The sequence below is a fragment of the Streptomyces sp. CoH27 genome, from assembly GCF_020181035.1.
Lineage (GTDB): Bacteria > Actinomycetota > Actinomycetes > Streptomycetales > Streptomycetaceae > Streptomyces > Streptomyces camelliae.
In genome coordinates this window covers 1-3,734 of sequence record NZ_JAIQYY010000090.1, presented here as the reverse complement: position 1 = coordinate 3,734, position 3,734 = coordinate 1, and the positions used below count along the sequence as shown (strand labels likewise).

At 73.1% G+C, this 3,734-nt stretch carries 1 protein-coding gene; it reads right to left on the bottom strand.

All coding sequences use genetic code 11. The features are described 5' to 3' along the window. The coding region (locus LE548_RS45100) for a type I polyketide synthase (RefSeq protein ID WP_225102836.1) at positions 1–3,550 on the bottom strand (3,550 nt) is incomplete at its 3' end. Positions 3,551–3,734: the final 184 nt, after the last annotated feature.

The window sequence follows — 3,734 nt, the reverse complement described above, 5'->3', positions numbered from 1 at the left end:
CATCCTGATTGACCGCACTCCCCCGGACCACCGCCAGCACCCGGTGACCATTGCGCCGCGCATCCGACAACCGCTCCACCAGGAGCATGCCGACGCCTTCGCTCCAGGTGGTGCCATTGGCCCCGGCGGCGAAGGAACGGCAGCGGCCGTCGGGGGAGAGTGCCCGCTGGCGGCTGAACTCCACGAAGGTGTTGGGCGTGGCCATGACGGTCACACCGCCGGCGAGGGCGAGGGTGCACTCGCCGCGCCGCAGCGCCTGGGCGGCCAGGTGGATGGCCACGAGGGACGACGAGCACGCCGTGTCCACCGTCACCGCCGGGCCCTCCAGACCGAAGGTGTACGCGATACGGCCGGAGGCCACACTCCCGGTGCTGCCGGTGAGCAGGTAACCCTCGTATTCCTCAGGGGCCTTGGCGATCCGCGACCCATAGTCGCTGTACATGGCGCCGACGAAGACGCCGGTACGGCTGCCGCGCAGGGTGCCCGGGTCGAGCCGGGCGTGCTCCAGGGTCTCCCAGACGGTTTCCAGCAGCAGCCGCTGCTGGGGATCGATCGGTACGGCCTCGCGCGGTGAGATCCCGAAGAACTCGGCGTCGAAGCGGTCGGCGTCGTGCAGAAAGCCGCCCTGACGGCAGTACGTGGTGCCGGGGCGCTCGGGGTCCGGATCGTGGAGAGAGTCCAGGTCCCAGCCGCGGTTGGTCGGGAACCCGGTGATCGCGTCACGGCCGTCCGCGACCAGTCGCCACAAGTCCTCGGGGCTGTCGACGCCTCCCGGATAGTGGCAGGCCATGCCGATCACGGCGATCGGTTCGTCGTCGGCGACGACACGTGTCGTGGTGGTCTCCTCCCCGGCGCCGGACGGGGTCGCTCCCGGGACGAGTTCGAGCAGCAGTTCCCCCAGTGCATCGGGCGTGGGGTGGTCGAAGACCACGGTGGCCGCGAGCCGTGTACCCGCGAGGGAGTTCAGGCGGTTGCGCAGTTCCACTCCGGTGAGCGAGTCGAAGCCGAGTTCACGGAAGGAGAGTTGGGCGTCGACCGCCGTCGGGTCCCCGTGACCGAGCACGGCGGCCACCGTGGAGAGCACCAGCTCCCGTGCGGCTTCCCGGCGTTCGTCCGCACCGAGGGCGGCGAGCCGCTGGAGCCAGGAGCTCTCCCCGGGGGCCGTGTTGCCGGCCTGCTGCCGGGCCGGGCGGCGCACGGCCGGCCGGAGCATCGGGGGCAGGAGTCCGGCCTCGGACCGGGCGCGCAGGGCCACCGCGTCCAGCCGTGCGGGCACGAGCACCGCCTGGTCGGTGGCGAGCGCCGCGTCGAACAGTGCGAGGCCCAGCTCGGCGTCGAGTGGTTCCAGCCCGTTCCGGCGCCACCGGGACAGCTCGGTGTCCGTCAGGCCCGCGCCCATGCCGTCGGCGGTGTTCCACAGACTCCACGCCAGGGAGACGCCGGGCAGCCCAAGGCCCCGTCGGTGGTGGGCGAGCGCGTCCAGGAAGGTGTTGGCGGCGGCGTAGTTGGCCTGGCCGGCGTTGCCGATCTGGCCGACGATCGAGGAGAACAGGACGAAGGCGGCGAGCGGAGCCTCCCGGGTCAGCAGATGGAGGTTCCAGGCGGCTTCCGCTTTGGGCCGCAGGACGGCGGCACAGCGTTCAGGAGTCAGCGTCTCCAGGGTTCCGTCGTCGAGGACGCCGGCCGCGTGCACGACGGCGGTCAGCGGATGCTCGGCGGGAACCGTCTCCAGCAGCGCGGCCAGCGCCGCCCGGTCCGCCACATCACAGGCCGCGACGGTCACCTCGGCACCCGACGCACGCAACTGCGCGGTCAGTTCCTCCGCCCCCGGAGCCTGCGCACCCCGCCTGCTGGTCAGCAGCAGACGCCGTACGCCGTACTCGGCGACCAGATGCCGGGCGAACAGCGCGCCCAGCCCACCCGTACCGCCGGTGACCAGAACCGTGCCGTCGCTGTCGAACACCGTCGGTGCGCTGCCGGCGCGGGCAGCGGTCAGGTGGGGCGTGTGTGGCACGCCGGCGCGTATCGCGAGCTGCGGTTCGCCACCCGCCACGGCGGCGGGCAGGGCCTGTGCCGAGGCGTCGGTGTCGTCGACGTCCACCAGGACGAACCGACCCGGGTGTTCCGTCTGTGCCGTACGCAGCAGGCCCCACAGCGCGGCGCCCGCCGGATCGGGGACGGTGTCCTCGGGCAGGGCACCGATCGCGCCCTGCGTCACCACGACGAGCCGGGCATCGGCGAACCGCTCCTCGGCCAGCCAGTCCTGGACCAGTTCCAGCACCCGGCCCACACCGAGGGCGGCGTCGGCCGCCGGTTCCTCGCCGCCGACCGGTCCGCGCACGACGACGACCGCGTCCGGCACCGGTCCTGCGTCGGCGGTCAGCGCACCGAGCCCGTCACACCGGGGCAGATCCGGCAACAGCACGGCCCCGGCGGGCCGCTCACCACCTCGGCCGGCTGCCGCTTCCAGCACCACCCACTTGCCGGTCCGCGGCTGCCCCGTAGACGCCGGCGACCAGCGGACGAGGTGCAGCGAGTCGTCGACTCCGGCGGTCCGGTGGCGGACCGGTGTCGAGGGGCGCAGCACCAGCGAGTCGACGCTCAGCACCGGCGCGCCGGTGCTGTCGGCCGCGACGAGGGACACGGTGTCCGCTCCGGCCGGCGACCAGCGCACCCGCAGGGTGGTGGCCCCGGTGGCGTGCAGCCGCACGCCGTTCCAGGAGAACGGGATCAGCATCCTGTCCTCGGGCTGGGTCAGTACGACGGGATGCAGCGCGGCGTCGAGCAGCGCGGGGTGGATGCCGAGCCGCCTGGCCTCACCGTCCGGACCAGCGGGCAGACGTACCTCCGCGTACAGCTCCTCACCCTGTCGCCACAGCGCGTGCAGGCCTTGGAACGCCGGCCCGTACGCGTATCCGCGCGACTCCAGTTCGGCGTAGGCGCGATCCGTCGGTACGGGGGTCGCGCCGGGCGGCGGCCAGTCGGTGAGCCCGGTGACCGCGGTGGGTCGCGCGGTCTCCAGCAGGCCCGTGGCGTGCCGGGTCCACTCGCCGGACCCGGTGGCGGAGTACACGCCGATGGTGCGGCGGCCCTCCGCGTCGGGCCGGCTCACGGCGGCCTGGAGACGGACGGCAGCCTGGTCGGGCATCAGCAGCGGGCTCTCGATGGTCAGCTCGGCCACGCTGTCACAGCCCGCGTGGTCGGCCGCGGCCAGCGCGAACTCCAGGAAGACGGTCCCGGGCAGCAGCACGGCACCGGCGATGGTGTGGTCGGCCAGCCAGCCGTGCGTGCCGAGAGCGAGCCGGCCCGTCAGCAACAGGCCTCCGTCCGCGGCTGGTTCGACGGCGGCGCCGAGGAGGGGATGCCCGGTGGCATCGAGCCCGAACCGGTCGGCCCCGCCGGCCCCCTGAGACGCATCCAGCCAGTAACGACGCCGCTGGAACGCATACGTCGGAACGTCCACCACACGAGCACCCGTCAGCTGCGCCGACCAGTCCACGGTCACGCCGTGCGTGTGCAGCGCGGCCAGCGCGGCGAGCACCGTGGCCACCTCACCACGGTCACGACGAGCCGCCGCCACCGCCAAAGCCCCGGAATCCGCCACACTCGCCAGAACCGCACCCGTCAACGCCGCATCCGGACCCAGCTCCAGATACGCCGTGACCCCCTCCGCCTCCAACGCCCGCACACCATCAAAGAAACGGACCGGCTCACGGATCTGCCGCACCCAGTAC